This window comes from Ensifer sp. WSM1721 (genome assembly GCF_000513895.2).
Taxonomy (GTDB): Bacteria; Pseudomonadota; Alphaproteobacteria; order Rhizobiales; family Rhizobiaceae; genus Sinorhizobium.
On sequence record NZ_CP165782.1, the window covers coordinates 1,628,426 to 1,652,239 of the forward strand.

Annotated in this window: 21 protein-coding genes and 1 riboswitch; of the genes, 8 read left to right on the forward strand and 13 right to left on the reverse strand. The window is 62.0% G+C overall.

Going from position 1 to position 23,814, the window contains the following annotated elements; translation table 11 throughout:
* Window positions 1–319: 319 nt before the first annotated feature.
* Both M728_RS07980 and M728_RS07985 read right to left on the reverse strand, forming a co-directional pair.
* Window positions 320–2,242 carry an ABC transporter ATP-binding protein gene (locus M728_RS07980; RefSeq protein ID WP_026623046.1) on the reverse strand — a complete coding sequence of 641 codons (1,923 nt, stop codon included), beginning with the start codon at window positions 2,240–2,242 and terminating at the stop codon, window positions 320–322.
* A 42-nt stretch (window positions 2,243–2,284) separates the two neighbouring features.
* Window positions 2,285–4,138 (reverse strand): ABC transporter ATP-binding protein, encoded by a 1,854-nt coding sequence (locus M728_RS07985; protein WP_026623045.1) that lies wholly within the window; start codon window positions 4,136–4,138, stop codon window positions 2,285–2,287.
* A gap of 472 nt (window positions 4,139–4,610) precedes the next feature.
* On the opposite strand from M728_RS07985, the gene M728_RS07990 reads away from it, so the two are divergent.
* Window positions 4,611–5,078: a tRNA (cytidine(34)-2'-O)-methyltransferase gene (locus M728_RS07990; protein ID WP_026623044.1), complete on the forward strand. Its 468-nt coding sequence runs from the start codon at window positions 4,611–4,613 to the stop codon at window positions 5,076–5,078.
* A gap of 50 nt (window positions 5,079–5,128) precedes the next feature.
* Here M728_RS07990 and M728_RS07995 read toward each other — a convergent pair whose 3' ends face one another.
* On the reverse strand, window positions 5,129–5,701 hold the full coding sequence (locus M728_RS07995) for an NADPH-dependent FMN reductase (RefSeq protein ID WP_026623043.1): 573 nt from the start codon (window positions 5,699–5,701) through the stop codon (window positions 5,129–5,131).
* Between the two features lie 78 nt (window positions 5,702–5,779).
* Here M728_RS07995 and soxR point away from each other — a divergent pair, with 78 nt between their 5' ends.
* On the forward strand, window positions 5,780–6,265 hold the full coding sequence (soxR, locus tag M728_RS08000) for a redox-sensitive transcriptional activator SoxR (protein ID WP_026623042.1): 486 nt from the start codon (window positions 5,780–5,782) through the stop codon (window positions 6,263–6,265).
* A 2-nt stretch (window positions 6,266–6,267) separates the two neighbouring features.
* Here the strand turns inward: soxR and M728_RS08005 are convergent, their stop codons facing one another.
* Together M728_RS08005 and M728_RS08010 are read right to left on the reverse strand one after the other, a co-directional pair.
* Complete coding sequence (locus tag M728_RS08005; protein WP_026623041.1) at window positions 6,268–7,446, reverse strand: MFS transporter; 1,179 nt, start codon at window positions 7,444–7,446, stop codon at window positions 6,268–6,270.
* A gap of 160 nt (window positions 7,447–7,606) precedes the next feature.
* Window positions 7,607–7,867 carry a hypothetical protein gene (locus M728_RS08010; RefSeq protein ID WP_026623040.1) on the reverse strand — a complete coding sequence of 87 codons (261 nt, stop codon included), beginning with the start codon at window positions 7,865–7,867 and terminating at the stop codon, window positions 7,607–7,609.
* A 242-nt stretch (window positions 7,868–8,109) separates the two neighbouring features.
* On the opposite strand from M728_RS08010, the gene hemF reads away from it, so the two are divergent.
* Window positions 8,110–9,021: an oxygen-dependent coproporphyrinogen oxidase gene (hemF, locus tag M728_RS08015; RefSeq protein WP_026623039.1), complete on the forward strand. Its 912-nt coding sequence runs from the start codon at window positions 8,110–8,112 to the stop codon at window positions 9,019–9,021.
* A gap of 75 nt (window positions 9,022–9,096) precedes the next feature.
* Complete coding sequence (locus M728_RS08020; protein WP_026623038.1) at window positions 9,097–9,375, forward strand: BON domain-containing protein; 279 nt, start codon at window positions 9,097–9,099, stop codon at window positions 9,373–9,375.
* Window positions 9,376–9,617: 242 nt separating this feature from the next.
* Here the strand turns inward: M728_RS08020 and M728_RS08025 are convergent, their stop codons facing one another.
* The 6 genes from M728_RS08025 to M728_RS08050 all read right to left on the reverse strand — a co-directional run bounded on the left by M728_RS08025 (window position 9,618) and on the right by M728_RS08050 (window position 16,162).
* Window positions 9,618–10,235, reverse strand: a complete 618-nt coding sequence (locus tag M728_RS08025) for an ABC-type transport auxiliary lipoprotein family protein (protein ID WP_026623037.1) — start codon at window positions 10,233–10,235, stop codon at window positions 9,618–9,620.
* 80 nt (window positions 10,236–10,315) lie between these two features.
* Entirely contained in the window at window positions 10,316–11,686 is a 1,371-nt protein-coding gene (locus tag M728_RS08030) for an MlaD family protein (protein ID WP_026623036.1), read from the reverse strand.
* A 91-nt stretch (window positions 11,687–11,777) separates the two neighbouring features.
* A complete protein-coding gene (locus M728_RS08035; protein WP_026623035.1) occupies window positions 11,778–12,590 on the reverse strand; it encodes an ABC transporter ATP-binding protein in 813 nt (270 codons plus the stop codon).
* Between the two features lie 12 nt (window positions 12,591–12,602).
* Window positions 12,603–13,757, reverse strand: coding sequence for an ABC transporter permease (locus M728_RS08040; protein ID WP_026623034.1), 1,155 nt, complete (start codon window positions 13,755–13,757; stop codon window positions 12,603–12,605).
* 223 nt (window positions 13,758–13,980) lie between these two features.
* Window positions 13,981–15,198: an MFS transporter gene (locus tag M728_RS08045; protein WP_026623033.1), complete on the reverse strand. Its 1,218-nt coding sequence runs from the start codon at window positions 15,196–15,198 to the stop codon at window positions 13,981–13,983.
* Between the two features lie 121 nt (window positions 15,199–15,319).
* Window positions 15,320–16,162 (reverse strand): UDP-2,3-diacylglucosamine diphosphatase, encoded by an 843-nt coding sequence (locus M728_RS08050; RefSeq protein WP_026623032.1) that lies wholly within the window; start codon window positions 16,160–16,162, stop codon window positions 15,320–15,322.
* Window positions 16,163–16,341: 179 nt separating this feature from the next.
* Here M728_RS08050 and M728_RS08055 point away from each other — a divergent pair, with 179 nt between their 5' ends.
* From M728_RS08055 to M728_RS08070, 4 genes are all read left to right on the forward strand, one after another.
* Window positions 16,342–18,654: an NADP-dependent malic enzyme gene (locus tag M728_RS08055; RefSeq protein ID WP_026623031.1), complete on the forward strand. Its 2,313-nt coding sequence runs from the start codon at window positions 16,342–16,344 to the stop codon at window positions 18,652–18,654.
* Between the two features lie 223 nt (window positions 18,655–18,877).
* The gene (locus tag M728_RS08060) at window positions 18,878–19,615 is read left to right on the forward strand and encodes a LuxR C-terminal-related transcriptional regulator (RefSeq protein ID WP_026623030.1); all 738 of its coding nucleotides are present in this window, start codon (window positions 18,878–18,880) and stop codon (window positions 19,613–19,615) included.
* A gap of 157 nt (window positions 19,616–19,772) precedes the next feature.
* A complete protein-coding gene (locus tag M728_RS08065; RefSeq protein WP_026623029.1) occupies window positions 19,773–20,417 on the forward strand; it encodes an acyl-homoserine-lactone synthase in 645 nt (214 codons plus the stop codon).
* Window positions 20,418–20,660: 243 nt separating this feature from the next.
* A complete protein-coding gene (locus M728_RS08070) occupies window positions 20,661–21,767 on the forward strand; it encodes a DUF2865 domain-containing protein (protein ID WP_026623028.1) in 1,107 nt (368 codons plus the stop codon).
* 50 nt (window positions 21,768–21,817) lie between these two features.
* Here M728_RS08070 and bluB read toward each other — a convergent pair whose 3' ends face one another.
* Both bluB and M728_RS08080 read right to left on the reverse strand, forming a co-directional pair.
* A complete protein-coding gene (gene bluB / locus M728_RS08075) occupies window positions 21,818–22,513 on the reverse strand; it encodes a 5,6-dimethylbenzimidazole synthase (protein ID WP_026623027.1) in 696 nt (231 codons plus the stop codon).
* A 43-nt stretch (window positions 22,514–22,556) separates the two neighbouring features.
* Window positions 22,557–22,769, reverse strand: a riboswitch (cobalamin riboswitch).
* Window positions 22,770–22,985: 216 nt separating this feature from the next.
* A complete protein-coding gene (locus tag M728_RS08080; protein ID WP_026623026.1) occupies window positions 22,986–23,813 on the reverse strand; it encodes a TolB family protein in 828 nt (275 codons plus the stop codon).
* Window position 23,814 lies beyond the last annotated feature (1 nt).

Below are 23,814 nucleotides of genomic sequence, written 5' to 3' on the forward strand. Positions count from 1 at the left end.
AAAACATCCTCTCACGCAATAGTGCGGAAACCGCATCCGCCCCCGGCGCGTCTCCTGCCCGTCCCGGGCCAAGGAAGCACGCCCTAGTCAACGCTGGCACCCTACCCAACCTGTCGAGCAAGCTTCGGATCGGATGTCAGAATCCGGAGAATTCTGCACGCAGATTCCCCATCAATCCGGCGCGTTCTATGCTTGATCGCAAATTATGTCCAGCCTTGACAAGGGGTGGCGGGCAGATTGTCGCGGGGGAAAAGCGCGGCCAATTGGCACAAGGGGTTGGGGCGATCGCGGGGCCCGTCCGGAGGGCTGCCCGGGCGCTCTATTCCGCTGCCTCTTCCCGCGCGATGAAGCCGCCCGACTGACGGGACCAAAGGTCGGCGTAAAGGCCGCCACGCGCGATCAGTTCGGCATGGGTGCCATCCTCAACGATGCGCCCCCTATCCATGACCACAAGCCGGTCGAGCGCGGCGATGGTCGAGAGCCGGTGGGCGATGGCAAGCACGGTCTTTCCCTGCATCAGGCGTTCGAGGTTCGACTGGATCGCTGCCTCGACCTCCGAGTCGAGCGCCGAGGTCGCTTCGTCGAGAACGAGGATCGGTGCGTCCTTGAGCATGACGCGGGCTATGGCGATCCTCTGGCGCTGGCCGCCGGAGAGCTTGACGCCACGTTCGCCGACATGGGCATCGAAGCCCCTGCGGCCGCGCTGGTCCTGCAGGTCGACGATGAAGTCATAGGCTTCCGCCCGACGCGCCGCTTCGATCAATTGCTCTTCGCTCGCGCCCGGCCGACCAAAGAGAATGTTGTCGCGGATCGATCGGTGCAGAAGCGACGTATCCTGGCTCACCATGCCTATGTGCGCCCTCAGCGATTCCTGCCGGACCGCCGCGATATCCTGTCCGTCGATCAGGATGCGCCCGCCTTCGAGATCATAGAAGCGCAGCAGCAGATTGACGAGGGTCGACTTGCCGGCGCCCGAGCGGCCGACGATGCCCACTTTTTCGCCGGGGCGGATCGTCAGCGAAAAATCGTCGATGACCCCGCCGCCCTTGCCGTAATGAAACGTCACATGCTCGAAACGAATCTCCGGCCGGCTAACTTTGAGATCGGGCGCGCCCCGCTGGTCGACGAGCCCGATCGGCTGTGACACGAGTTCGGCCGAATTCTGGATCGTGCCGATATTGCGCATGATCGCGTTGAACTGTGTCATCATGCGGCCGAGCAGCATGTTGAGACGCAGCACCAGCGCCAATGTGAAGGCCACTGCGCCGGAACTGACGGCACCCGCCAGCCACAGATGAACCGAATAGATGGCGATCGCCGTGATCATCAGGCCGGAGAGCAGCGCCAGCGACGCGCGCACGGCCGTCAGCAGACGCGTGAAGGGGATGACCGCCCCTTGGAACCGGTCGAAGCCGGCGCGGATATAGCGGTCGTTCTCCTCGTCGCTGCCGAAGAGCTTAAGCGTCTGGATGTTCGCATAGGCATCGACCATGCGCCCGTTGAGCATCGATGCCATCTCCGCCGTTTCGCGGGCGTGCTTGCGCACGCGCGGAACGAAATACCGGGCAAGCGAAAGGAAGACCACGATCCAGAACGCCACCATCGCCGCCAGCCGCCCATCGAGCTGCGCGATCAGCGCCATTGTCGAGGCCGTGTAGATGACGATGAACCAGACGACCTGCAGCAGCGAGACGATGAGGTCGCTCGTCGCCTGAGCGCCGGTCCACACCTTGGTAACGATGCGCCCGGAAAAATCGTTCTGGAAGAAGGTCAGCGATTGCCGCGCGACGTGTACATAGGACTGCCAGCGGACCAGGTTGAGGAATCCGGTGATGATCGATTGCTCCTCGACGAGAGCCGCGATCGCAACCGCGACGAAGCGGAAGACGAGCACAGTCAGCAGCATGAAGAGCAGCTCCGGCCCGTTCGCCGATATCAGCCCGCTCCAACCGTCCTGCGGCTGCACCGCGTCGAGGATATCGACCAGCCGCCCGACGAAATAGAAAAGCCCGGCCTCGAGCATCGCCACCAGGCCGCCAAGAACCGCCATGGCGAAGAACGGGCCTTTCGCCTGGCTCGCATAGAACCAGGCGAAGCCCCAGAGGGACCGCGGCGGCTGCAGCCGTTCCCGAGGCGCGAAGGGTTTTACCCAGTTCTCGAAAATCCTGACGATGGCGCTGAGCATTGTTCCGATATAGGCGGTTCTGAAAAGGCGGCAATCGGTTTCCGCTGCCGCGCTCATTACAAATGCGTAAGGTCTGCCGGGAAGCGTCGAGGCGGCGGATTACTCCGCCGCCTCCTCTTTTTCAACATCGTCGGCGATGAAGCCGCCGGACTGGCGTGACCAAAGATCGGCATAAAGCCCCCCCTTGGCGACGAGTTCGATATGGGGCCCCGTCTCGACGATCCGGCCCGCTTCGAGGATGACCAGCCGATCCATCTCGGTAAGCGTCGACAGCCGGTGGGCAATCGCGATCACGGTCTTGCCGGACATCAATGCGAAAAGGTTCTCCTGGATCGCCGCCTCCACCTCGGAATCGAGCGCCGAGGTCGCTTCGTCGAGGACCAGGATCGGCGCGTCCTTCAGGAAGACGCGGGCGATCGCGATCCGCTGGCGCTGGCCGCCGGAAAGTTTCACCCCGCGTTCCCCCACCTGCGCGTCGAGCCCTCGCCGGCCCAGATTGTCTTCTAGCGCCTGGATGAAATCCCAGGCGTTCGCCTTTTTCGCCGCGGCGATAATCTCTGCATCGCTTGTTTCCGGATGCCCATAGGCGATGTTGTCGCGAATGGAGCGATGCAGCAGCGAGGTGTCCTGCGTGACGACGCCGATCTGCGATCGCAGGCTGTCCTGCGTCACCGTGGAGATATCCACGCCGTCGATGCGGACCACACCCTGTTCCAGGTCGTAGAAGCGCAACAGCAGGTTCATCAATGTCGTCTTGCCGGCGCCGGAGCGGCCGACGAGGCCGATCTTCTCGCCGGGGCGGATATCGAGCGACAGCCGATCGATGACACCTTTCGCCTTACCGTAGTGAAAGCGGACGTTCTCGAAGGTGATCGCGCCTTTCTCGGCCTTGAGCGCCGCCGCGTTCGGTCGGTCGACGATGTCGTGCGCCTTGGTCATCATACCCATGCCGTCATAGACCGTGCCGATATTTTCAAAGAGCGCCGAGACTTCCCACATGATCCATTGCGACATGCCGTTGATGCGCATGGCGAGGCCGATAGCGACGGCGACTGCTCCGACCGACATCGCGCTCGTCAGCCAGAGGTAGATCCCGAGAGCGCCGACGGCGAAGAGAGCCAAGCAGTTGTTCGTGTACACGAATATGTGGAACAACGTAACCTTGCGCATCTGCCGGTAGACGGTGTCCAGGAACTCTTCCATGCCGGCGCGCGCATAGGTCTCTTCGCGGCCCGCATGGGAGAACAGCTTCACCGTGCCGATATTGGTGTAGCTGTCGACGATCCGCCCGGTCATCATCGAGCGCGCGTCCGCCTGCTCTTTGGAGATCTTCTGCAGTCGCGGCACGAAATAGGTGACTATAGCGATGTAGATAACCAGCCAGATCGCGAGCGGAGCTACCAGACGCCAGTCGGCCGTCGCCACGACGATCAGCATGGTCGCGAAATAGCTCACGACATAGACGAAGACGTCGAGGATCTTCATCACCGTTTCGCGTACCGCAAGCGACGTCTGCATGACTTTCGTGGCCACGCGCCCAGCGAACTCATTGGCGAAGAAGGTCATGCTCTGGCGCAGCAGGTAGCGGTGCATCTGCCACCGCGCGATCATCGGATAGTTGCCGAGCAGTACCTGATGCATCACGAACGAATCGAGCGCAACCAGGCCCGGCAGGCCGATGAGAATCAACGCGCCCATCCAGGCGAGCCTGCCGCCTTCTGCCGCGAGAAAGGTCGCGCGGTCCGCATTCGACAGCCAATCAACGACATCGCCGAGGAATTGGAAAAGCGCCACCTCGCCGACCGCGATCAGCATCGTGCAGATGGACATGATCAAAAGCCACGGCGCAGCCGGCTTCGAATAGTGCCAGCAGAAGGCAAAGAGTCCCTTCGGCGGAAGCGTCGGCTCTTCCATCGGATAAGGGTTGAGGCGGGATTCAAACCAGCCGAACATTGTCTAGCTCCTTCAGATATTTTGAAGGAAGGCGGGTCTCCCCGCATTCTTGATCTTTGAAGAAATGCAATCCGGAATGGCGCCCACAACGGCACTATACACTCCGGAGAACCGGAGCACGCGTCATTCGATCGACAGAAGGAAAAAGCGCGGAACCGGTCAGCCCAGGAAAGGCCACTTTACCCCAGAGAGGCGTGTCAACATCAAAACAGTCATGCATGCCTCCTTCGGTTCGCGTTGAAGAGGACTGAGCTTTACCCTCATTCGCGCCGCTACGCCAGATTGTCGCAGGCATTTTCATGCCTATTTTTTCATCGGCCTCCAGCCTGTTGCCGATACGGCACAAATTAGGGGGCGCAAAACCAGCAAGTTCGAATGAACCATGCCGCAAATCGCACGATGGATCGCAGAGCGGATCGGTGTCATAGGAGCTTTCATGTTTCCGCTTGCCGCCAATCCCGGACTTCTCTGAATGACCACGAAAGATCTGCGCATCGCCCTCTACCAGCCCGATATTCCAGGCAATACCGGAACGATCCTCAGGCTTGCCGTCTGCCTCGGACTGTCCGTCGATATCATCGAGCCCGCCGGCTTCGATCTTTCGGACCGCAATCTCAAGCGCTCCGGCATGGATTATATCGCGGCCGTAACGCTCACCCGGCATCTCAACTGGGAGCGTTTCGAGGCCTGGCGGGCGGGCACTGGCCGACGCCTCGTGCTCGCCTCCACCAAGGCAGCCGAACCCTACACGCGCTTCCGCTTTCGGCCGGACGACATTCTCCTGTTTGGCAGGGAAAGCGCCGGCGTTCCCGATCATGTGCATGAGCGCGCCGACGGACGCATCCTCATTCCGATGGCGCCCGGCCAACGTTCGCTCAACATCGCCATGGCGACCGCGATGATCGCTGGCGAGGCGCTGCGGCAAATCGACGGGTTCTGAGCCGGGCCCGGAAGATGCGACGTCTCGCCGCGCTGCCGTGGACATGCCCGTCATGCCGCGATCTCGTTGTAAGGCGTGGTCTTACGGGCATGTTTGAGGCTGCGCGCCCACCAGATCAGCCGGTCCATCATCAGGAACAGCGGCGCGCGCATCTCCTCGGGCTTGTAAAGATTGCCTGCTGCATCGAATTTCGACCAGGCCTTGGGAATGGCGATCCCGTCACGCAAGGTGACCGCATGCAACTCCCCGAAAACCTGGCGCAACTGCTCGACCGCCCGAATGCCGCCGGATGCACCGCCATAGGAAACGAAAGCGACCGGTTTGGCGTGCCAAGGCTCGTAGACCGCATCGATCATTTCCTTCAGCGCCGCGGGATAGCCATGATTGTATTCAGGCGTGACGACAATGAAGGCGTCCGCCTCGGCCACCTTCCGCTCCATCCATTCAGCGGGATCCTGGTTCTTCTCGCCCCGGGAGCTTCTCAATCGCATGGGATCGATGATCGTCAGGCTGAAGATGTCGGAAGTCGAAAGCTCTCTGATCAGCCAACTGGCGACCGTATCGCAGAAACGGCCCTGCCGCGCGCTGCCATAGATCAAGGCGAGGGTCATCTTCTCTGTCATGCTGTTTCAGCTCCGTGTTGTCGGTTACCTGGAGCTCATGCTATAGAACCTCAAGTATAGTTGAGGTCAATAGCATCCATGAAAAAAGACAAGGGAAGTGATTTCGCACGCGAGCTGACGGTCGGCGAAGTCGCCGAGCGTAGCGGCGTCGCAGTGTCCGCACTTCATTTTTATGAATCCAAAGGGCTTATCCGCAGCTACCGCAGCCGCGGCAACCAGCGGCGTTATCCGCGGGCGATCTTGAGACGCGTGGCGGTAATCAAGGTGGCCCAGCGTACCGGAATTCCGCTGGCGGAGATCCAAGCCGCCCTATCGGTGCTCCCCGACGACCGTCCGCTGACGGTGGAAGACTGGGGGCGGCTGTCGAATGTCTGGCGGCAGCAGCTCGACGAGCGCATCGCCAAGCTCACGGCCTTGCGCGATCAGTTGACCGGCTGCATCGGTTGCGGTTGTCTCTCTATGCGAGACTGCCCCCTGCGCAATCCCGATGACGTTCTCGCGACCGAGGGCGTGGGCCCCCGCCTCATCGATCCGATGGATGGGGTGGAGCACGAAGCGAACTAGGCTCACGGAGCGGACCGCATCCGGGCAAGCAGAATCATGCTCGCGAGAGCACCGAGCGAAAAGAACAGCGCAACCGAAAGCGCCCAGCCATTTCCCGCTTCACCAAGGACGAAAGAGAAGAACGGCGGAGCTGCCGCGAAGGCCAGGTTGAGCGGCAGCCCGAGGCGCGCCATCACCGCCGCATATTGCGGCGGCGAGAAGAAGACGAGCGGCATCGTCGCGCGGCTGACGGACATGGCGCCGCTCGAAAGCCCGTAAAGTACGAGGAACAGAACAATCGACCACGTTGCGCCGGCACCAAGAATCAGAGCGAGGAGCGCGAGCGGCATGATCGCCGCTGCGACGAGACCGGTCGTCACCCCATCCCAGCGGTTGCCGCCGAGAAAGTCGAAGAGCCGCGCCGAAAGCTGGATGAAGCCGATCGCCGAGCCGAAGCCGACGGCGAAATAATCCGGCACCGCGAAGCTGCGGAAGAGATCGATAACGACGAGCTGAAATCCCCAGGTAACGAAGCCGTTGAGCGCCACCGCTGCGGTTATCAGCGCAACGATGTGCCAATGGCGGCCGGCTGCCGCTGGCTCAGCTTTCCCGGCAGCGCTGAGCGGAAAGGTCTTAGCCGCCGTTTGGCTTCGCGGCAGCGCCAGGAAATGCAACGGCGCGCAGACAAAAAGCATAACTGCACCGTACAGCGCGAAGGTACCCCGCCATCCGAGCGCCCCCTCGCAGAAGACGGTGACGGGCCAAGAAATGCTGGGCGCCAGGGCCATGGCGAGCATCTGCGCGGCGATCGCGCGGCGCGCGCCCGCCCCGGCGATCTCGGTCAGAAAGACATGGGCCGACGTCGTCAGCGTGGCAGCACCCGCCATGCCGAGAACGACCCAGGCCGCGAAATAGGAAGGAGGGCCATCGGCGAGTGCGAGCAGCCACAGCCCGGGCGCGGCAAGCGCCGAACCAAGAGAGAGCACGCGCCGAGCACCGATGCGCGCATAGAGTGATGCCAGCGGCGGTGAACAAAGCGCCATCCCCACCAGCATGACGGTCGGCCCCAGATAGATGCTGGAAGGCTTCATCCCCAAATCACCGGCCATTCCATCCGCCGTCACTGACACGAACATGAACATCGTTGCCCAGGCAATGATTTGCGTGGCGGACAGGATGACGACCGAGCGGAAGACGGGCATGGAGCGAAGCCGGTTGGGATGCACGCAGGAATGGTGCGAAGTTGGAGGGCACCAACCGGTTTAGCGTGTCAGCGTGACTTTGGCCACACGGCTAACGATCTCAAAAGGAATTTTTCCCCGCGTGTCGGGCGTGCGGCTCTACCACGTGACAGCGGTCCGATCAGTCCGCGCTCGGCAGTCGGCGCATTGTGAACTCGATCTCCCCGCCCTCGAGCTGACGCCAGCTTTCCACCTCGGTCCAGTAGGCGGCCTTGGGCCAGGTCTCGAACCATTCGCGCGCCTTGGCACGGGCGGCGTTGCGTTCAAGCCGAAACGTCTCACGCACGAAAAGTTTGTCGCTTCGCGCGGAATGTTCCCGGCGGTGCCGGGCGATCTGGCGCCGCAAGCCATCGAGCGGCGGTCCTGGGGGTATCTTCGCCATGGGCTATACCTCTGGCCAAAAGATAGGATGAGCGTGGCACTATTGCCAGCCCTTTGCCATCAACGCTTTACGCCTCTATCGATCGGATTTGACGCTCCAGATCACTCTTACGCCTGAGCCTTGCGCTAGACTGTCGCTGACACCGTGCCACGTTGCCATCCGCTCAAAAATATGAACTGTGGCGACACGAACGAATCTCCGGCTTTCCGACACGGAAATCCGCGAACGGAACTTGAATTCTCATGGAAAGACCGCAATTGCCGCAGGGCCTGACGGCCGATATAGAAGACAAAAAGGCTGTCGCGAAGGCGTGGTTCGAAAGCCTGCGCGACACGATCTGCGCGGCCTTCGAGACGATCGAGGACGACCTGACGGGCCCGCTCTCGGATCGCCCACCGGGCCGTTTCGTCGCCAAGGACTGGCTGCGCGAGGAAGGCGCCGGCGGCGGCGGGCGCATGTCGATGATGCAAGGGCGTGTGTTCGAGAAGGTCGGCGTCCATACGTCGACGGTCTTCGGCGAATTTTCGCCCGAGTTCCGAAACCAGATCCCGGGCGCGAGCGAAGATCCGCGTTTCTGGGCTTCGGGTATTTCGCTGATCGCTCACCCGGTCAATCCGAATGTGCCCGCGGTGCATATGAACACACGTATGGTCGTGACCACGAGCAACTGGTTCGGCGGCGGAGCCGACCTGACGCCCGTTCTTGACCGCCGGCGCGTCATGACCGATCCGGACACCGTGATTTTCCACCGGGCGATGGAGATCGCCTGCAACCGACACGCGGTCGCCGATCACGCGAAGTTCAAGGAATGGTGCGACGAGTATTTCTTCCTGAAACACAGGAACGAGCCGCGCGGCACCGGGGGGATCTTCTACGACTGGCTGCATTCTTCCGAGGAGCTCGGTGGCTGGGATGCGGACTTCGCCTTCACCCGCGACGTCGGCAAGGCCTTTGCGCTCGTCTATCCAAAGATCGTTCGGAGCAACTTCGACACCGCTTGGACCGAGGAGGACCGCGAGGAGCAACTGGTGCGCCGCGGCCGATATGTCGAGTTCAATCTGCTCTACGACCGCGGCACGATCTTCGGTCTCAAGACCGGCGGCAATGTCGAATCGATCCTCTCGTCCCTGCCCCCGCTCGTGCGCTGGCCCTAAATCGGACGGGTGAGCGAGAAGGGCGAACAAATCGCCCCCGGGGCGCGTTACCTTCCGCGAGAAAGGGAACGCCCCATGATTTTCAAGAAACGGACATTCTTCGGCAACGAACCCGAGCGACTGCCTGCCGAGCAACCGGCCGAGCTCGAGCGCCGCGTCGCGCATTCGCTCGCCGTCTCGCCAGGCCTCGACGCCGTCGACCTGACCGTGACCTGTACCGGCAACACGGTCGTTCTGGGCGGAACGGTGGCAACAGAGGCAGAAATTGCCCGTGCCGAAGAAGCGGCAAGGGCCATCGAGGGTGTCGCGGACGTGATCAATCAAATCGGGCTTTCGAAGACCGGCAGAGGCTGAGCGCCGCTTCAAAGCTTCTCGAACCTGCCGCGGCCCTGCCCTCATCTGCCTGCGGGCATCTTCTCCCCGTTGTCACAGGGAGAAAAGTCCCTGTCGTAACTCTTTGCCGCATACCAGCTACGCCGAAGAGTGGCGAAACGTAGCCAGCAGCGCTCTTCGCCCCATTCATGGGGAGAAGATGCCGGCAGGCAGATGAGGGGCAAAAGGTTTTCGACCGCCGAAGCGCCAGAGTTTCGCCCACGTCAGATCGAAGCGAGGGTCCAGCCGACAATATCGGCCGCCACCCGGGCGAAAGCCGCATCGAGCGCGGTGACGAAGGCGGGGTTCCCGGCCCCCCGCACTGGAGCGACCGCCCGGAACGCCTTTTGCGTCCGAACCGTTCCGTTACGATCATTCAGGATCTTGGCGAAAATCTCGACGACGGCGGTGGGCGCCCCATCCGTGGAGATCTCGAAGGCACGGAGTTCTGTGATCAGCTGATAATCGATGGCAAGTCCCTGGCCGGGCTTGCCCACGCCCCCGACCCTGCCCGTGTTGTCGAAAGTCTGGACGAGCCGATCCTGCACCATGCGCGGCAGGCTGTCGCCCCATTGGGCTCTGGCGAGAAATTGCAATTCCGCCTTAGACAGGCGAACGACGATCTGGTCGCTCGCAAGCGTCTTCAGCGCCGTCGGCTCCGGCACGAGAATCTGGCGGTTCGTCGCCGCTGGACGCTCCACGACGGGTACTGTCGCCAGGCTGAACGTATCATTGACCGCCTGCCGCGTGCCGCAGCCCGCCAGCATCATCGCCAATGTAAGAACCAATGCAGACCGGGCCGCCCCCGCGCCACGAAAAGCTACCAGACCCGGAAAACCCATACGCAAAATATCCCCAATCAACGCGGCGCCGCCCGGCTCCCCGCCCCCACGCAACCACCCCGCGACCGACGATCAGCGAATCACCGGCGCGTGCGGCCATCATATTGCTTAACAGTTTCGCCGCCGAATAGGAGACGCTGCGGATTTCTGTCGAAATTGGAAATCGTGCTCTGGAGGCTTTGCACGGTGCGCCGCGTGTCGGAGACGAGCGTCTCTACGTCCCGCAGCCCCGAATTCGAAAAGCGCCTCAGGTTCTCCGCAATGGGGCCGAGCTGAGCATTGAGATTGTCGGCCATCTTCCGGAAGGACTCCAACGTTGCGCGCGCTTCTGCCGAAAGCGACGGAGCATTTGCATCGCCGAGGAACCCGTCGATTTTCACCAGAATGCTGTCGACGCGGTTCGAGGCCGCATTCAGCTTGTTCGACATCTGCGTGAAATCGGTGATCGTCTGGTCGATGTCTTGCTGCCGCGCCGAGATCTTCTCCGCGAAGTTGGATATCTGCGCCACGGTCTTGCGGGCATCCGCGCTTGCGGCGGAGATATCGTTGACGACGAGCTCGACCTTCTGCCTGTCGACGGAGGCGACCAGCGAATCGACGCGCTTCAGCGTCTCCTGCGCATTCTTGCCGAACTGGTCGTAGGTTTCGACGGTTCGCCTGAATGCCGTTACCGTTTCCGAGACGCCGCCTGACGCCGCCTTCAGGTCCTTGCTCAACTGCTCGACGTTGCCGACGATCGTCTCGACCCTCTTCGGATCGACCGACTTGATGAGCGTATCGGCGCTCGCAAGCGTGGTGTCGAGCTTCTTTGACGCGGCGTTGATCGATCCTGAAAGCTCCTCGACGCTCTTCAGGAATTCATCGATCGCCCCGGAATTGTCGGCGAGCGCCTTGGAGAAGCGCTCGGCATTGCCGATCGTAGACGTCAGCGGGGCGCGGACATCGGTCACGAAGCCCTGGATGTCGGTGATCGCCGTGTTCGCGCGGTCGAGAATCTGGTCGGCGGTCGCAAGCAGGCTGGTGACGCTCGACTGGTCGGCGAGGATATGCGCCTGCGTCCCTTTTTCCAACGCCGTCTTGAGAATGTTCTCGTCACCCTTGCGCCCACCGCTGAGCTCGATATAGGCTGCACCGGTCAGGCCCTGTACTTCCAACGTCGCCCTGGTGGACTTCAGAACGGGTGCGTCGGCCGAAACCTCGGTGATCGCTATGGAGTAACGCGGATCGTTGGCGTCGATTGCAAGATTGCGGACGCTACCGACGTTGATGCCGTTGAAGCGCACCGGCGAACCGACCGACAAACCGTTGGCGGACCCCGGAATGTTGACGATGAGTTCGACCATCTGGCCGCTGCGGCCGTACTGCGCCATCCAGTAGACAAAACCGAAGGCGGCGGCGATGACGAACACCGTGAAAAAGCCGACAATGGCATAGTTTGCTTTAGTTTCCATCGGCTCCGACTACCTTTGCGGCCCCTGCCGCCCTTTCACTCTGCTTTGCCGCCCGCCTCTGCCGGCAATCTTTGCGTTCATCCCCGCTGCGTCAGCCGCTCTCGTGCACGATCGCCCGCGCACGCTTGCCGCGGAAATAGGATTTTACCCACGGCTCGTCGCAGGCGAGCATGTCCTCGATAGTCCCCTCGACCAGAACGCGCTTCTGACCGAGGACGGCGATCCGGTCACAGACCGAAAACAGACTGTCCAGATCGTGTGTCACCATATACACGGTCAATCCAAGCGTGTCCCGCAACTTGCCGATCAACTCGTCGAACTCTGCCGCGCCGATCGGATCGAGGCCCGAGGTCGGCTCGTCGAGAAACACGAGATCGGGGTCGAGCGCGAGCGCGCGCGCAAGCGCCGCGCGCTTGATCATACCCCCGGAAAGCTCGGACGGATATTTCTCCGCCGCCTCCGGCGCCAGCCCGACCAGCTCGATCTTCAAGCGTGCCAGTTCATCCATCAGATCCTGCGGCAGGTCGAGATATTCGCGCATCGGCACCTGAATATTCTCACGCACCGTCAGGGCTGAAAAGAGCGCGCCGTGCTGGAACAGCACGCCGAGGCGCATATCGAGGGCGATGCGCTCGGCCTCGGTTATCTTGTCGTAATCCGCACCAAGAATCTCGATCTTTCCCGAGCGCTTCGGCAGAAGCCGCAACACTGTGCGCATCAGCACCGACTTGCCGGTGCCCGACGCACCCACGAAGCCGAGAATCTCGCCACGCAGGACTTCGAGATTGAGCCTGTCGAGGACGATATTGTCGCCGAAACCGACCGTCAGGTCGCGAACGGAAAGAACCGTCTCACGTCTCTCGGCCGCCCCATCCGGTTGTTTCTCCATCACCGCCTGAACCATGTTTCGCTCGCTTCAGAAGTCGATTGCCGCGTAGAACATGGCAAACAAACCGTCTATCAGAATGACGACGAAGATCGATTTCACGACCGATGAGGTCACCCGGCGTCCGAGCGACTCGGCACTGCCACCGACCTTCAGCCCCTCGACCGCGGCAACGACGCCTATGATCAGCGCCATGAAGGGCGCCTTGATCATGCCGGCCGCGACCGACGAAAAATCGATCGCCTCCTGCAGTCGCGCCAGGAACGTCGAAACCGTGATCCCGGAATAGGCCCACGCGACAAGGGCGGCACCGACGAGGGCGGCAAAGTTCGCGATGATCGTCAAGAGCGGCAATACGATCGTCAGCGCCACAAGGCGTGGAAAGACGAGAACGCCGACGGGGCTCAAGCCCATGACCTTCAGCGCATCGACCTCTTCGCGCATTTTCATCGAGCCGATTTCAGCGGTGATCGCACTCCCCGACCGGCCGGCAATCATGATCGCCGTGAGCAGTACGCCGATTTCGCGCAATTGCAGGATACCGACAAGATCGACGACGAAGATTTCTGCGCCGAATGAGCGGAGCTGGAAGGCGCCCTGCTGCGCGATGATGGCACCGATCAGGAACGACATCAGCGTGATGATTGGCGTCGCCATGACGCCCATGCGGTCGATTTGATGAACGATTGCCGCCGGCGAGACGCCCGCATGGCGCCCGAGCTTCATCTGTGCGCCGCGGACCGCCGAGCCGAGGATAAACATGGCTGCGACCGTATCGGTCCATATCGACAGCACCAACTCGCCAACCGGAGCAAAGAGCCGCTGGAAAAGCGACACTCTGGTTGCATCGCGCTCCGGCAACGGGAGTTGCGACGGCAGAGCGCGGACCAATTCGACATATCGCTGGCCACCGCCGCTGAAGCGGACCTCGCCGCCCGCCTCGCTGCCGATACCGTTCATGAAGCGCCGGATAATCCATGCGCCGGCCGTATCCATGGCCGTGATGCCGGAAAAATCGAACTCGTTCTGCCCGCCGGCGGGCTTGCCGAGCCGCTTCAGCTTGGCGGCCATGGCTTCCGCCGTTTCGTGCCGCCACGCGCCGCTGAACACGTAGCGCCGGCCGGGTCCACCGGCGCCCTCGTCGAGGACGACGTCGGCAGCGATCTGGTCTTGGGCGCTCGTCACGTGATCTCGGTCTTCCGGTTCATTGCTTGCATATTCTCTTAAACCAGATTCGATCAAAGGACAAAATCATGCAGGAATTCAAAGTCGTAGAGTGGCTTTACTGCGACAGAAAAGACACATGGCGCTGCGACGCACGTAAAAGTCGCTGCGCCATCCTTGCGGGGCGGGATGGAAACACTCAACCGGGGCTTAACCGCGTGCCGAAGATCGGATCTGCGCCCCGCTACGAGGTCTTTCCGGCGGCGGCGGCGAGCCTCTGAGGCCGAAGATACCAGCCGGCAAATGCAAAGCATGAGCCCAACAGGGCCACGACCGACATGGAATAGAAGCCGTTCACGCCGAACCAGGCGTAGAAATAACCCGAGAGAAAGGTGAAGATCGCGGTAAAGATGCCGGTGTAGAAGAAATAGAGCCCCTGGGCCGAGGCCTCCTGCTCTTCGGCGACGCGCTCGACCAGCTTGTGCTGCATGCCCGTATGCATGATCGCGTAGGTGAACGCATGCAAGCACTGGAGAACGAAATAGCCCGAGAATCCCAGGTCCATGGGAAAGATCAGCCAGCGCACGACCGCCAGAAGACAGCCGGAGAAGATCATCGTCCAGACGCTGAAGCGTCGCACGATTGCCCTGGCGAAGAAGAACATCAGCACTTCCGCCGCCACGCCGGCACTCCACAGGGCGCCAATTTGCATGCCGCTATAGCCGATCTGCTGCCAGTAGATGGCTGAGAAGGCGAAAAGCATCGCGTGGCTGCTGTTGACGAGCGTAACGCCCACCAGGAGCAGTTGCAGATCCGTTTGACGCAGCGACTGCGGCGGCGGTTCCGTCAGCGCCGTGATCGGCGACGGACGGCGTGGGCGACCAACCCGAGGCGCTGCGATTGCCATCAGGATCGTAAGCCCGAATGCCGCCGCCATCGCCGGCAGGACCATCGCCCCGCCGATGAGGCCGATGAGCCAGCCGCCGATCATCGTGGCGCCGATGAAGGCGATCGATCCCCAGACGCGCATCTGCGCATAGTCGAAGCCCCATCGCCGCACGCCGGAAAGCGCGATCGCCTCGACGATCGGCAGATAAGGCGAATAGACTGCCGATTGCAGCGTGTAGATGAGGAGGATCGGCCAGAAGCTCGGCGCAAAGAAGAGGACAATGGCCGTGGCGAAGGACAGGCAGCCCGACCAGATCAGGACGATCGTGCGTTCGCCGAGACGATCGGCGAGAACTCCCGCCAGCGGCGCCGTGAACACCCGAACAAACATCGGAAGCGCCAGCACCACGCCGATCTCGAAGTCGCTCAAGGAAAGCGTGCTGAGCCACACCGGAAAATACGGCATGGCAAAGCCGTTGACGATCAACGGCGCACAGAAGAGCAGTGCGATACGGAGCGCGAAATGGCGCGGCGGAGGCCCCACTGTAAATGTGGGCGCAGGCGAGGGAATCATGGGGAGACCTGATGGCTGTGTCCGACACCTAGCACGACCACGTGGCCGCTTGCTATTGGCTAGTTTTCGCTACACAGCCCGGCCTCGCCGCAATCGCGGCGCCCACGGCGAACAGGACCGATCAGGCGGCAGCCCGCTGTGCAAGGCGTCGCGACGGTATCTTTTCGTGCTCGCCCATCCGCTCGAGCGCATCGCCGCGCATCTGGTGCCAGGTGATGAGCTCCATCGTGCCGTCGTAGTGCTCAGCGATCGCCGTGCAGCTTTCGACCCAGTCGCCCGTGTTGATGTAGCGAATGTCGCCGATATCCTCGATCACTGCATGATGAATGTGGCCGCAGATGACGCCCTGCGCGTCATGGCGCCGGGCCTCCTCGGCCACGACCTTCTGGAATTCGCCGATGAAGTTCACCGCATGCTTGACCTGCAGCTTGGCCCAGGAGGAGAACGACCAATAGGGCATGCCGAGACGCCGGCGTATAGCAGCAAGGCCGATATTGATGGCGATCGCCATGTCATAGGCCCAATCGCCGAGATAGGCGAGAACGCGTGCGTTGCGCACGACAACATCGAACTCGTCCCCATGCAGCACGAGATAGGTCCGCCCGTCTGCGCCGCGGTGCAGGTAGCGCTGCGCCACCTCGATGCCGCCGAAGTGCACGCCGGGGAAATCCCGTAGGAATTCATCGTGATTGCCGGGAACATAGATGATGCGGGCGCCCTTTCGCGCCTTGCGCAAGAGCTTCTGCACGACGTCGTTGCACGGTTGCGGCCAATACCAACTGCGCTTCAGCCGCCAGCCATCGACGATATCTCCGACCAGGATGATGGTCTCTGCCTCATGGTGGCGCAGGAAATCGAGGAGATAATCCGTCTTGGCCGCCTTCGAGCCCAGATGGACATCGGAAATGAAGAGCGTCCTGAGTTTCCGAACCGGTTCTTGTTTGGATGCCGATGCCGTCAGCATGCCAGCCTCGCCTTTGTTTGTGCCGTCTAAGGACCGTGAAAACCAGACTCGTGTTTCAGGATGATGACACGGCGCGTGCAGGCGGAGGCCGCGCCCGTGCAAAAGAACCACGGCAAAACTGTACGCGGTCGGGATTTCGTGCCAAAAGGCCTCGATCTTGAACTCGAGGACTGCAAGGCATGAACACGGGCGACAAAGCAAAATCCCAAACCGTTCCGGCGAGCGGAGATATCGACCAGCAGGCACTTTTCTTCCACCGCTATCCCCGCCCGGGCAAGCTCGAGATCCAGCCGACCAAGCCGCTCGGCAACCAGCGTGACCTGGCACTGGCCTATTCTCCCGGCGTCGCCGCGCCCTGCCTCGCCATCAAGGATGATCCTGAAGCCGCTGCCGACTTCACCGCGCGCTCCAATCTCGTCGCCGTGGTATCGAACGGCACCGCCGTTCTCGGCCTCGGCAATATCGGCCCCCTCGCCTCCAAGCCCGTGATGGAGGGCAAAGCCGTTCTCTTCAAAAAGTTCGCCGGCATCGACGTCTTCGACATCGAGATCGACGCACCCACGGTCGATCGAATGGTCGATGTCGTCTCGGCGTTGGAGCCGACCTTCGGCGGCATCAACCTCGAGGACATCAAGGCGCCCGAATGTTTTGAGGTGGAGCGGCAGCTCCGCGAAAGAATGGAAATACCCGTCTTTCATGACGACCAGCACGGAACCGCGATCATCGTCGCCGCCGCCGTGCTGAACGGCCTGGAACTCGCCGGCAAGGATATCGCCGAGGCGAAGATCGTGGCCTCCGGCGCCGGGGCGGCGGCCCTTGCCTGCCTCAACCTGCTCGTGACGCTCGGCGCTAAGCGTGAGAACATCTGGGTCCACGACCTCGAAGGCCTCGTCTACAAGGGGCGCGAGGTCCTGATGGACGAGTGGAAGGCCGTTTACGCGCAGGACAGCGACAACCGCGTGCTCGCCGACTCGATCGGCGGCGCCGATGTCTTTCTCGGGCTCTCCGCCGCCGGCGTCCTCAAGCCGGAACTGCTGGCCCAGATGGCTGAAAAGCCGCTGATCATGGCGCTTGCCAATCCGACGCCGGAAATCATGCCGGAGGTGGCCCGTGCGGCGCGGCCCGACGCGATGATTTGTACCGGCCGCTCGGACTTCCCGAACCAGGTCAACAACGTTCTCTGCTTTCCGCATATCTTCCGCGGCGCGCTCGATTGCGGCGCGCGTACGATCAATGAAGAGATGAAGATGGCGGCGGTGCGCGCGATCGCCGGGCTCGCGCGCGAGGAGCCGTCGGATGTCGCCGCCCGCGCCTATTCCGGCGAGACGCCGGTTTTCGGCCCCGATTACCTGATCCCCTCGCCCTTCGATCAGCGGCTGATCCTGCGCATCGCCCCCGCCGTCGCGAGGGCCGCTGCGGAGAGCGGCGTCGCCAAGCGCCCGATCCAGGATTTCGACGCCTATCTCGACAAGCTCAATCGCTTCGTTTTCCGCTCGGGCTTCATCATGAAGCCGGTCTTCGCCGCGGCCAAGAACGCTGCGAAGAATCGCGTCATCTTCGCGGAAGGAGAAGACGAGCGGGTTCTGCGCGCAGCCCAGGTGCTGCTGGAGGAAGGGACCGCGAACCCCATCCTCATCGGCCGCCCGCAGATCATCGAAACACGCCTTCGCCGCTACGGCCTCAGAATCCGCCCCGATGTCGATTTCGAAGTGGTTAATCCTGAAGGCGACCCGCGTTACCGCGACTATGTCGACGACTATTTTGCGCTTGTCGGCCGCCAAGGCGTCATTCCGGAGGCAGCCCGTACCATCGTGCGCACCAACACGACGGTGATCGGCGCGCTCGCGGTCAAGCGCGGCGAAGCGGATGCACTGATCTGCGGCGTCGAAGGACGCTACAGTAAGCATCTGCGCGACGTTTCGCAGATCATCGGCAAACGGCCGGGCGTGCCCGACTTTTCGGCGCTCAGCCTCCTGATCTCACAACGCGGCGCGACCTTCTTCACCGACACCTATGTGAGCTACAACCCGAGCGCGGAGGAGATCGCCCAGACGACGGTGATGGCCGCCAATGAGATCCGTCGCTTCGGCATCACGCCGCGGGCCGCGCTCGTCTCGCACTCGAATTTCGGCTCGCGCGATTCAGAAAGCGCCTTCAAGATGCGCGCAGCGCTCCATCTCGTCCGCGAGCTCGCTCCCGATCTTGAGGTCGACGGCGAGATGCATGGCGACGCCGCGATCTCGGAAACCCTGCGGCAACGCGTGATGCCGGACAGCACCTTGAACGGCGAGGCGAACCTGCTCGTCTTCCCCAATCTCGATGCGGCCAATATCGCGCTCGGCGTCGTCAAGACCATGACTGACAGCCTTCACGTCGGCCCAATCCTGCTGGGTTCGGCCCTGCCGGCCCATATCCTGTCGCCGTCTGTCACCTCGCGCGGCGTCGTCAACATGGCCGCGCTGGCCGTCGTCGAGGCGAGCCATCCCGTTTAAGGGGTGGCCCGATCTGCCCGATCAAAGCTAAGTTCAAAGGCCGAAGCGAGCACCTTTGCTCGCTTCCCTGCTCCAATGGCAGTGAAAGCCGGTTTCCTACGCCCAGGAATTCAATCAGGGATTGTATCGGCTGCACGGCTTCACCGTTTACGAAATATAGCACTAGACAAAGGCCGCCGCCCTAACCCATGTTTATTATAGGGGCAAGACTCGGTGTTACGGCATGACTAATCAACAGGCTGTCCTCGATCTGCTGGATATCGTGGAATACGGGGGGTGCGCAGAACCGGAGCGCTTTTTCGCCCTGATGCGCCGCACCTTCAATATCGCGCACCTCCTTTACCTGGAGGCGGAGCCCCTGTCCGACGGCCTCAAGGTCTGCCGCCTGCACCATACATTCGGCGCCTATGCTGCCGAAATCTACCTGTCGAGAGGGCTCTATCGGATCGATCCGATCCTCAAGCTCGCTCTCGGGGGTGTCAGGCCCGTGGAATGGGCAACCGCGCGGCGCCGTTTTCCCGAATGCGAGCCACTTTTCGAGGCGGCCGAAGAAATCGGCCTTTCCACCGAAGGCGTGGCGCTGCCGCTTCCCTCGCCTGCCGGCCGCCTCGCGCTGCTCGCGATCAGTGCCAACATGTCTCCCGCCGAATGGGCGGCCTACCGCCGTTGCCATCTGCGTGACTTTCAGTTGGCCGCCAACCTCTTTCACGCCTCCATGCTGGAACATTCGGCCATGGCGGGCGCGCTCGACGAGCGCGACCTGCGCCTGACCGGCCGCGAGACCGAGGTGCTGACCTGGTCGGCGGCCGGCAAGAGCTATTGGGAGATCGCGACGATTCTCGGTATCTCCGAGCGCACCGTGCGTTTCTTCATGACCAATGCCCGCCGCAAGCTCAATGTCGTCTCCAACACGCAAGCGGTGGCGCAGGCCGTTCGCCACGCCCTGATCCCAACGATCTGACGGGTTTTCGCTGCCGACCGGCTGCGGTAAACCACCCACAGCCCCACAAATCTATCGGGAAAAATTGCTGAATTAAACTGTCACTATCGACAGTTACATGTGTCAGCCGAGCCTGACAGCATCACTCCATCGCGCAAATTAACGCATGGAGCGAAAGATGATCAGGATCGTGAATGGAAACGCTCGCGGACAGCACCCGCAAGTCATCGACGAGATGTTTCGGCTGCGCAAGCGCGTATTCCACGATTTCTTGAAGTGGGACGTCAAGACCCATGGCGACTGGGAAATCGACCACTACGACAAGGCAAATCCGCTCTACATCATGTCGTATTCGCCGGAGAGCGGAAAGCTGCGCGGTTCCCTGAGGCTCCTGCCGACACTCGGACCGAACATGCTGGACGACACGTTCCCAATCTTGCTTGGTGACAATCCCGAAATCCGCAGCGCATCGGTGTGGGAATCGAGCCGCTTCTGCATCGATCCGGAGATCTCTCAGGATCGATCGTCGAACCAGGTCACGGTGGCCGCTGCCGAACTCATGTGCGGCGTCGGCGAGCTGAGCCTTGCCTCAGGCATCAGCCATATCGTCACGGTCACCGATGTCTTCCTCGAGCGGATGTTCCGCCGCATGGGTTGCCCGGGGGAGCGTATCGGCGAACCGCAACGGATCGGCTCCGTTTACGCGGTCGCAATTGCCTGGGAAGTGAGCAGGAATCTCCTCGAAACAATGAAGGCAGTCGCCGCGATTGAGGGCACCGTCCTCGAACGCCCGATGTCGCTTGAAACAGCGCGAGCCGCCTGACATCGCCAGCCGCGTCGCCAAAGCGCGTCGCATTCAATGCGACGCGCTTTAGGCGTTTTTGCATCTCGCTGCTGCAAAGCCGCAGCACTCTGGGCGACGTGCCCAAGGCTGCGCGGGTGCTCCTTCACGATTGCCGTTAACGCAAAGCCGCACTTGTCGTTGCACCATCACGACAAGGACTTATGATGAATTGGACAAGCGGCAGTCGATGGAACGAGCCGCCCCAGCCTAGGAAGAAGACGCGTGTCAGTGTCCCGGAAGGTGGCATCCCGGCAGATCGCATGCATAGCGGGCGCCCTTGCGTCGCTAATGACAACGGCCGAAATCTCACTTGCATCGGACGTTTGCGACCGCCTCAACGCCCGCCTCGCCGAGCTTCCTGCAAATTTCAGAACGAACGCCAGCCTGCGCGATTTCACCGGCGCGGTCTCCCGCCAGAACATCGAGCTGCGCCGTGCGAAAAATGAGCGCCGGCGCATGGACTGCAGCAATGGCAGTATCATCATCGTGGGCGGCGATAGCGACGCCTGTGCAGCGCTGGACGACACGATCGCCGAGATGGAGGATAACCTTCGAAGGCTGAAGGCGCAGCGACGGCATTTGATCGGCGACGGCAACGACGACATGCGCCGGCGTATCCTTGCGGCAATGGAAATCAACTACTGTTCGAGGCCGCCGGATGAGGGCCAACTCGCCAGTGCGACTGGCGAGGAGACTGAGATCCATCGCAACATCCTCAGAGACCTGCCGCCGGACAGTGAAGATTATCCGCTGCTGCCCGACGGCCCGGGAACGGCCGAATACCCGCTCGTCGGGGACGGCGCGAACGGCAGCCTCCGGACCATGTGCGTACGCACCTGCGACGGCGCCTTCTTTCCAATTTCGTCAAATGCCACGCCGGCCGATTTCGGCCGCGATGCCGAGCTTTGCCGGGCGCGGTGTCCCGGAGCCGAGACGGAGCTCTATTATCACGTGCTTGCGACGGAGGAGGCAGACAAGATGATCTCCGCATCGACCGGTCGGCCCTACACCGAACTCCCAGCCGCCTTCGCCTATCGCGCCCGAGATGTCGGCGCCCCCGGCAGTTGCGGCTGTCAAATTCCGAGCGTCGCTTCCGGTGCCGATGACCCAAAAGCCTCATCCTCGAACAATCTTACCGTCGTCAGCCCTTCGGTCGTAACCATCGGCACAGCAAAGAAGCCCTCAGCCAAAACGGTTGAGGAGCGTCCCTATGATCCGGCGAAGAGCAAGGTGCGCGTGGTCGGTCCGACATTTCTTCCGCAGGAGGAAAGCGCCATCGACCTCAAGCATCCGCTCGGGCCGCGCTATCAGCCACTGCAGGACAATTGATACAGCCACCGGAATCAGATGCAGGAAAGGAAAGCATCGAATCGGCTGGCTTACACGCGGCCTTGAGGAAGGCCCCACCCTTCCTCGAAGACGAGATCCTCGAGCGGCAAGCGCTGACGCCAGCCCTTTACGGCGAGCTCCGGCTGCAAGTAGAGCCTGTCGACGAAGCCGAGGCAAAGCCAGGCAACGATCTCGATATGCTCCGGTATCCCCAGGATCTCCTTGATCTCGCTTTCGTGGAAGATGCTCACCCAGCCGACACCCACGCCTTCCGCCCGTGCGGCAAGCCAGAGGTTCTGTACCGCGCACACGGTCGAATAGACGTCCATCTGCGGATTATGGGTCCGGCCGAGAACGACCGTACCGCCGCGCGTGCGGTCGCAGGTCACGCAGATGCTGAGCGGCGCCTTGCGAATGCCTTCGAGCTTCAGCGAGCGATACTTCTCCTGCGCCTCGCCTGAAAACATCCGGGCCGCCTCTTCATTGGCGCGCTGGAAGGCCTGCCATACTCTTTCGCGTGTCTCGCTCCGACGCACGAGCACGAAATTCCAGGGCTGCATGAAGCCGACGGAGGGTGCCCGATGTGCTGCGCCAAGCAGACGGGCGATCAGCTCTTCAGGCAGTGGTTCAGGACGGAATTCGTCGCGCACGTCGCGGCGCGTTTCGATGGCACGGTAGACGGCAGCGCGCTCGTCCGGCGAAAAAGCTCCGGCAGCCGCCAGGCAGCCGCTTTGGTCAATGAGCATCGTTCGATCCCCAACAATGCACAACCTCCCCGCCGTCCGCGCGGGGCGGTCCATCTCGCCAGGCCGGTCTTCTGACTTTGGATCACCCGCTCGCGCCGCCTTCCCAAATCGCTTCAAGATTCAGTGGAAAAAGCGCTGAAATCATTCAGGGCTTTCTGGCGCGAGCGTCCCCATCACAGCGTTGGGCACGTCCCGGAATTGCACCGGCTTCCCGATTCTCCCGCATGCGGCGGGCACCTAGCGCAGGCATATGGGCACAAGCCCCGGCGAAAGGCAAGACGACGAAGGCACCCGTCGGCTCAGAATGGCGCTGTTGGGTGCGGCGAGGCAATCATAGGCGACCAATACCGACTGGCCGAAGCAGATCGCTGCGGGTCGGGCCTGCCGCCCTCGCGGAAGTCGCCGAAGCCATATCGAACTGCTCCGGATATTCGACGAGCACGCCGCGATCCGATCGATCTGTCCACCGGCACTACCGCTCCGGTTGATACCGCACGAAAGCAAAGGCCCCACCCGAGGGAGACCAGTTCGGAACGTTCATCGTCCCCTGCCCGCCGAAGAGCTCGAACAGAACACGCGCATTGCCGCCCACCGGATCCATCAGGCGCAACCGCACATCGAGGTCGCGCGGATGATCGAAGACATCGCCGTCATAGGAGAGCACGAGCAGATGCTTGCCGTCCGGCGACGGGTGCGGAAACCAGTCACCATAGGGGCTGTCCGTGATACGCTCGACATCGCTGCCGTCGGGTCTGACCCGCCAGATCTGCATGCGCCCGGTGCGGCTTGAATTGAAATAGATCCACTCTCCGTCCGGCGACCAATCCGGCCCGTCATTGCGGCCCTCGCCATGGGTCAGGCGCCGTTCCTCGCCGCCATCGACCGAAATCGTGTAGATGTCGAAGACCTGGTCGCGGATGCCGCAATAGGCAAGCGTGCGGCCGTCGGGCGACCAGCCGTGCCAATAGGAGGGCAGATTGCGGGTTAGGAGCCGCGGTGTCCCGCCCTCCGCCGGCAGGAGATAGATCGCCGACTGGCCGAATTCCGTCTTGTCGCTGATCACGAGCGTGCTTCCGTCCGGCGAGATGCCGTGATCATTGTTGCATTGGCGGGCAAAGCCCGTGTCGATCTCCGCGGGCTCGGAGCCGTCGAAGGCAAGCCGATAGAGCCTGCCGTCGCCATTGATGATGAGGAACTTGCCGTCCGGTGACCAGTTCGGCGCCTCGACGAGCCGCTCCGTCTGCCAGACGATGCGCGTCTCCCCCGTCGTGATGACGAATATCTCCACCGAACTGCGCATG